Source organism: Kitasatospora sp. NPDC091257 (assembly GCF_044757675.1).
Classification (GTDB): domain Bacteria; phylum Actinomycetota; class Actinomycetes; order Streptomycetales; family Streptomycetaceae; genus Kitasatospora; species Kitasatospora lactacystinica.
Genome location: NZ_JBIVVI010001042.1, coordinates 1 through 3,268 on the forward strand (window position 1 = coordinate 1; position 3,268 = coordinate 3,268).

4 protein-coding genes and 1 pseudogene are annotated in these 3,268 nt (G+C 74.2%); 1 reads left to right on the plus strand and 4 read right to left on the minus strand.

The annotated features are described in order from the left end of the window. A pseudogene (locus ACIQOV_RS34000) lies at positions 1-263 on the plus strand (hypothetical protein); the annotation flags it as partial. An 81-nt stretch (positions 264-344) separates the two neighbouring features. Here ACIQOV_RS34000 and ACIQOV_RS34005 read toward each other — a convergent pair. From ACIQOV_RS34005 to ACIQOV_RS34020, 4 genes are all read right to left on the minus strand, one after another. Next, the gene (locus ACIQOV_RS34005) at positions 345-1,478 is read right to left on the minus strand and encodes an FAD-dependent monooxygenase (RefSeq protein WP_401054646.1); all 1,134 of its coding nucleotides are present in this window, start codon (positions 1,476-1,478) and stop codon (positions 345-347) included. Positions 1,479-1,617: 139 nt separating this feature from the next. Next, positions 1,618-2,208 carry a GTP-binding protein gene (locus ACIQOV_RS34010; protein ID WP_401054648.1) on the minus strand — a complete coding sequence of 197 codons (591 nt, stop codon included), beginning with the start codon at positions 2,206-2,208 and terminating at the stop codon, positions 1,618-1,620. A 2-nt stretch (positions 2,209-2,210) separates the two neighbouring features. Beyond that, positions 2,211-2,729 (minus strand): DUF742 domain-containing protein, encoded by a 519-nt coding sequence (locus tag ACIQOV_RS34015; protein WP_401054650.1) that lies wholly within the window; start codon positions 2,727-2,729, stop codon positions 2,211-2,213. A 5-nt stretch (positions 2,730-2,734) separates the two neighbouring features. Then, positions 2,735-3,190 carry a roadblock/LC7 domain-containing protein gene (locus ACIQOV_RS34020; protein WP_401054652.1) on the minus strand — a complete coding sequence of 152 codons (456 nt, stop codon included), beginning with the start codon at positions 3,188-3,190 and terminating at the stop codon, positions 2,735-2,737. Between the last annotated feature and the right edge of the window lie 78 nt (positions 3,191-3,268).

Genomic DNA, 3,268 nt, shown 5'->3' on the forward strand with positions numbered 1-3,268 from the left:
CCCGGGTGTTCCCGGTGAAGGAGCGCACGGGGCGGACGGTGTGGACGGCCCGGCCGGGCGGCTCCTCCCTGCGGACGCCCACCGTGCACCTGGTCCGCACCATCCACACGGCGCTGGCCGCGACCGGGAGGCGGCAGCGGGCGATGGCCTGGAGGGCGCAACTCGCCACCAGGAAGGCCGACCTGGTGATGGCGGGGCTGGCCCTCGCGCTGGTCCTGCCGGGGTGGCTCGGGTACCGGATCCTGCAGTTGGCCGGTCGCTGAACCGCCCCGCAGCCCCGCCGGCCGGCCCAGCGGCGCGCCGGAACGCGCCGCTGGGCCCATAGCCGGGCGAGGTCGCAGACCTCAGTACGGCTGGACCAGGACGTGCGCCGCGCCCGGGATGCCGACCTTGAGGAGCTCGTCCTCCTCCGGCGTGGTCGGCGTGCCCGTCTCCTGCTTGAGGACGGCCCGCGACAGGGCCTGGACCCACATGGCGCGGGGGCGGCGGCGCTCCTCCCAGGCGGCGAGGGCGGCCGGCACGGTGTCGGCCGCGTCCAGGCTCAGGGCGAGCACGAGCGCGTCCTCGACGGCCATCGCGGCGCCCTGGGCGAGGTGCGGGGTGGAGGCGTGGGCGGCGTCGCCGGCCAGGACGATCCGGCCGACGTGCCAGGGCTCCTCGACGGTGACCTGGGAGATCCGCGAGTGGACCACGGCGGCCGGGTCGGTGATCAGCGCCAGCGCCTCGGCGATCGGCCCGCCGAAGCCGGCCAGCCGCTCGCGCAGCTGCTCGTGGGCGCGCTCCGGGTCCGGACGGAAGTCCTCGGACTCGGCGAAGACCGAGCCCAGGTACATCTGCTCCGCGCTGATCGGGGTGAGCAGGGCCTTGGCGCTGAGGTTGCCGGAGGACATCACCACGCCCTGCACCTCGGGCGAACGCGGCAGTGTGACACGCCAGTTGGCGAAGCCGGTGTACTCGGGGACGTACTTCTCGCCGTACAGGTGGCGGCGCAGCGGCGAGCCGATGCCGTCGAAGCCGACGACCAGGTCGTAGCGGCCGACGTGCCCGTCGGTGAGGGCGACCTCGACGCCGTGGGCGTCCTCGTGCAGGGTGCCGATGGTGGTGCCGAAGCGGACCGTGACGCCCGCCCCGGCGGCGGCGTCGGCCAGGACGCGGGCCAGCGCGGGGCGCGGGATGCCGTTGTTGGAGGGCACGTCGCCCATCCGGGGCTGCGGGATCTTCGCGAGGGTGGCGCCGGCCGGGTCGCAGATGGTCAGCACCTCCCACGGGAAGCCGACGGACAGGCAGTCCTCCAGGACGCCGATCTCGCGCATCACGTGCAGGGCGTTGGACGGCTGGATGATGCCGACGCCGAGGGCCTCCAGCTGCTCGCGCAGCTCGGCGACGTCGACCCGGTGGCCGCGCTGGGCGAGGGCGGTGGCGAGGGTGAGGCCGCCGATGCCGCCACCGTTGACGAGGACGCGCAGGGGTCTGGTCATGAGGGTCGCTCCGAAGGGAAGTTCGCAGGAGGTGTGGGGGCTCGGCCGGAGCCGGCCGGTGCCGGTCGGCTGCGGGGATGCGGCCGACGCCGGTCGGCCGCATGAGGGTTCGGCCGAGTACGGCTCGGCCGGGACCGGTTCAGCCGGCGCGCGTGGCGGCGAGGTCCATCAGGTGGTCGACCAGGGCGAGCAGCAGGTCCCGGCCGAAGGCGCGCTCGCGCACGTCCCCGAGCAGCATCGGCACCTGCGGGTCGAGGTCGAGCGCGGCCCGGATCTCGTCGGGGGTGCGGGTGTTGGTGTTGTGGAAGCAGTTGATCGCGACCACGAACGGGATGCCCCGGCTCTCGAAGAAGTCGATGGAGGCGAAGCTGGTCTCCAGCCGGCGGGTGTCGGCGATGACGATCCCGCCGAGGGCGCCGTTGACCAGGTCGTTCCACATGAACCAGAAGCGTTCCTGGCCGGGCGTGCCGAACAGGTAGACGACCAGTTCGGGGCTGACCGTGATCCGCCCGAAGTCGAGCGCGACGGTGGTGGTGGTCTTCTGGTCGACGCCGGCCAGGTCGTCGATGCCGACGCTGGCCCGGGTCAGGTACTCCTCGGTGCGCAGCGGGGTGACCTCGCTGACCGAGCCGACCAGGGTGGTCTTGCCCACGCCGAAGCCGCCCGCGATCAGGATCTTGACGGCGGCCGGGGCGGTGGGGGCGTCGATGGCGGAGTGGGGTGTGGCCATGTTCAGAGTCTCCGGAGTCCTTCGCGTACGGCCGTGAGCAGGCCGAGGTCCACGCCCCCGGCGGCCCGGGCCACCGAGAGCGGTGCCCGGGCCTTCAGCAGGCCCTGGGAGACCAGGTCGCCCAGCAGGATCTTGGTGACCGAGACCGGGAGGTCCAGGCCCGCCGACACCTCGGCGACGGCGATGGGGCGCCGGCAGCGTTCGAGGATCAGCCGGTGTTCGGGCTGCAGGCCGCGAGCACCGGCGCGGCTGCCCCGCGCCAGGGCCGCGTCGGCCTCCGCCTCGACCGTGGTGAGCACGGTGATGAGGGTGAGGTCGTCGCGCTCGGGCGCGGTCCGGCCGCGGGTGATCGTGTACGGGCGCACCATGCTGCCCGTCCCGTCCTCCGCGTCGTCCTCCTCCAGCTCGCTCCAGTGCGGCACCGCGCCGCGCCGCCGGCCGTCGTCCCCGCCGGACTGCGGGCCGGCCTGCCGGCCGTCGTCGAGGCCGTCCCCCCAGGCGTCGTTCCCGTACGGTTCCATCCGGGTCAGCCCCGGTTCCGGGAGGCGAAGGCGTCGAAGGACGCCGGGGCGGCAGGGGCGCCCTCGCCGCGGACCGGGGTGGTGAGCTTCTGGCCGACCTGCTGCACCAGGGTGTGCATCGCGACGGACATCACCTCGGCGTCCACCTCCTGCGAGGCGACCACGGCCAGGTGGGTGCCCTGGGCGGCGGCGATGACGAACAGCCAGCACTCGGCGAGCTCGACGATCACCTGGTGCACCGGGCCGCCGTCGAACAGCGCCCCGACCCCGCGGGCCAGGCTCTGCTGGCCGGTGGCGACGGCGGCCAGCCGCTCGGCGTCGGCCCGCTCGATGGTGCCGGAGTGGCTGACCACGAGACCGTCGTCGGAGAGCAGGACGGCGTTCCTGGTCCCGGGCACCGAGTCGACGAGTCCGTCCAGCAGCCAGTCCAGGTCCTGGTGGGTGGCGATCGTGCGGTTCATGACTGGTCATCCGTTCGTGTGGTTCGGGTGTCCGCGGCCGGAAGGGCCCAGGGGGACGGGGCGGGCGCGGGAGCCGGG